Consider the following 3322-nt stretch of genomic DNA (forward strand, 5'->3'; position numbering starts at 1 on the left):
CGCCGTCGAATCGACGAACCCCTGTGCGTCCGTGGCGGGTTCGGCCGATGCCGCCGGGCTCCCCGCCACCAGCAGCGCCGCGAAAGCGGCAGCCGTCATCCCCGCGGCACGGATGGCGAAGGCGGACATCATGATCACCACATCACACCGCGACCGGTTCGGCGAGCACCCACACCGCACCGCTGGCAAATTGTTGGGGCTTCGACACCCGACCGTCGCACACGCAACGCACCGGGCAAATGCCGTCGGCCGCCGACCGGCCGGTGAATTCTTGGAAAACTTCAGCTTGATTTATTTACCCAGTCAAGCAAACTGCGCACATATGAGCAGGTCAACCCCTCGAAGCGAGTTTTCTCCCAGCTAGATGGGAGTGCCGGTATCGGCTACCTTCAGACCGCCAAAGTCCGATCCGCATCAGAAATACCGGGGACCATCAATGCAAACTGTCGCTCGCCCAAGAGTCATGCCAGTTCTCAAGTCGTCGCTCGTCGCCGGAATGTCTGCGGTGGTCGTCGCAACTGCAACCGGCGCTGTCACGCCTCAGGTGACACACACCAACGTGCCGGCCGTCTACGCCGCACCGGCAGCCGTGTCGACGTACGCCGAGAAGTACTACCTGACCGCCAGCCCGATCGATCTGCTGGGCCTGCCGTTCCAGGAGTTCTACGCGCTGTACACCCAGACCGCCACGGTGATCGGCTCGTACATCACCCAAGCCAACACCGCGATCACGTCGGCGCTCGCGCCCGCCATCGCGCTGTGGACGCAGGCTGCCCAGCTGCCCACGACGCTCATCACCACAGCCAACAAGGCCATCACTTCGGCGCTCGCGCCCGCCATCGCGCTGTGGAAGACCGCGGCGACGGCACCGGCCACGCTGATCAACGGCCTCAACAAGATCATCAAGGGCTTCTGGCAGGGCGCCAGCCTCACCACCGCCCTCCAGGCGGCCGTAACCGTTGTCACGAAGGCGATCCAGCAGCTCATCGCCACCCCGGCGGCCATCTTCAACTCGCTCGCCGCAGTCACCCCCCTTGCGGCTGTCAGCCCCGCTGCGGCCGTGACTCCGCTGGCCTCGACGTCGATCAGCCCCACGGCCAAGACGCTGTCCCTGACGGCCAAGCCGGCCGCAGCCGAGACGGGCACCTCGACCGAAACGGGTACCACGTCGCCGGAAGCCGGTTCGAAGGACAAGACCCCCGCCGTCGGCACCGACGCAGGCAAGACCGAGGTCAAGACCGACACCAAGTCCGAGGACAAGGGCACCGACGCGGACAAGACGACCGGTACCGAGAAGACCGACACCAAGTCCGAGGACAAGACGGACACCAAGTCGGACGACAAGACCGACACGAAGTCTGACGACAAGTCGGGGACCGACAAGTCGACGGACGACACCGGCAAGAAGCCCGCCAAGCCCAAGAAGGCCGACAAGTCGAAGGGTGGCAAGCACAGCGCTCCCGAGGGCGCCAGCGGTTCGGTATCCGTGCCCGCCGGTGCGACCGGCGGCAAGCACCGCGCACCTGAGGGCGGCAGCTCATCGCACGCCTCTAGCAGCGCGGAATAGCAAGTATTGCAACAACATTGAGGGCTGTGGCTTCGAAAAGCCACAGCCCTCAATGCATTCCCGCCCACATTCCGTGGGCGGGAGTCACACCTCAGTAGCCAGGAACCGCCGGCACGACCGGGGATGACGCCAGTTGCAACGGCGCCTGCGCCGCGGGCGCCAGGAGGCCCGGTGCAGGCAGAGCCGCTGTCGGAGCCAACGGCGCCGTGGCGGTGCCGAGCAGGCCAGGAACGGGTGCAGTCGCCGCACCCAGCGCACCCGGGACCGGCGCCGTCACCGCACCCAAGGCACCCGGGACCGGCGCAGTCGCAGCGCCCAACACGCTCGAGACCGGTGTCGTCGCCCCGCCCACCACGCCCGGCACCGCACCGAGTGTTCCCGGCACCGCACCGAGCGTCCCCGGGACGGCTCCCAATGCGCCCGGGACCGCCGCAGTGGCGCCCGAGAGGTTCGACAGCCCGCCCGGCACCCCGGGCAGCCCGGGCGGCGTCACCGGCAGTCCGCCGTTCATCAACGCCGGGATGTTGCCGTTGGCCAACGCCGTCATGAAGGCGGGGCACTGGGACTGGATTGCCACCTGAGTGGCGAAGCCGGCCAACGGCGGCGCGATGCCTCCGTGCCCGCTCATTTCTGTCGCCGTGCTGGCCACCTGACTTCCGGGCTGCACCAGCAGGGGGCAGATCGAGGTGCCCACTTCGGCGATCGCATTGCTGACGGGCCCGTTGTTGCCGATGCCGACTTCATTGAGCGTGTCGTGTACGACGTCGGCCTGGGCACGCGGTCCCCACATGAGGGCGGCGGCGACAATCGCCCCGGCCACCGCGACGGGGCGTAGCACCGCGGCCGATGCCGCGATGACATCCACCGAGCCGACCTGGGTCCTTCCGGTCTTCGGCCGGCCCGCGCGGGCAGCCACCGGTCGTCTGCGGTACGTCACTTCAGTAGTTGCGGTCATCAGCACGCTCCCTGTTCCTGAGTGCTCGGCGCCACACTGGGCACTGGTTTCACTTCGGTAACGGTGAGCTACAAATGTCACAAAAACAACACGGGGCGATAACCGTTCGAACCCTATGCGTTTCGCTCCATTGATCTCTGTGGCAGGGCTGAAAATCTGTCTCCTTTTCTTACGGTCGCTTCAACTCAATAACACCATTAGTCACAATTGCCTCACTAGCACCTTCAGGAACAATTTGAAATGTGCGTCAATACTCCGCCGAATCGTGGCGTGCGCGCGGTCGCGCGACGACGGCCGACGCGTCGCCGAACACCGCACGCAGCCCGCATCAATTGACGCCCGAGTAGAGGCCCACTTCGTTCATAGGTAATGGTCAGACGGGTATGACATACTGCACTCTGGTCAGAAAAGGGGAGGTGATCTCCGCGTGATGCCCCACGCGCGGCTCGCCGCCGCCTCCAGCCTCGTCACCGCAGGCTTTTTGGCATTAGCTCCCGCAGCTGCCGTGGCATTCTCACTTCCGATCGCCAACGCTGACACCACGAGTAGTGACTCGACCTCGGGCACGACGGGCACCAGCTCGACCACAGGCACCACCACGGGCACGTCCACGGGCGGTACGACGACCGGCGGCACCACCACCGGCTCCGACACCTCAACGACCACCGGCGGCACCACGACGTCGAGCACGACCACCGGATCGTCGACCACCACCGGTTCCACCACCGGCAGCAGCTCGTCGTCAAGCCTGCCGAACTCGTTGGGCGGCATGGTCGGTCAGTTCACCCGCATCATCCAGC

3 protein-coding genes are annotated in these 3322 nt (G+C 66.0%); 2 read left to right on the forward strand and 1 reads right to left on the reverse strand.

Annotation, left to right across the window (positions count from 1 at the left end):
- The first annotated feature begins 463 nt into the window (after positions 1 to 463).
- The gene (locus EB75_RS28205; RefSeq protein WP_073698484.1) at positions 464 to 1567 is read left to right on the forward strand and encodes a hypothetical protein; all 1104 of its coding nucleotides are present in this window, start codon (positions 464 to 466) and stop codon (positions 1565 to 1567) included.
- Between the two features lie 91 nt (positions 1568 to 1658).
- On the opposite strand, the gene EB75_RS28210 is transcribed toward EB75_RS28205, so the two are convergent.
- Positions 1659 to 2522, reverse strand: coding sequence for a DUF732 domain-containing protein (locus EB75_RS28210; protein ID WP_142239884.1), 864 nt, complete (start codon positions 2520 to 2522; stop codon positions 1659 to 1661).
- Between the two features lie 427 nt (positions 2523 to 2949).
- On the opposite strand from EB75_RS28210, the gene EB75_RS29785 reads away from it, so the two are divergent.
- On the forward strand, positions 2950 to 3322 hold a 373-nt coding region (locus EB75_RS29785; protein WP_502689407.1), incomplete at its 3' end, for a hypothetical protein.

This window comes from Mycobacterium sp. ST-F2 (assembly GCF_001905655.1).
GTDB lineage: Bacteria > Actinomycetota > Actinomycetes > Mycobacteriales > Mycobacteriaceae > Mycobacterium.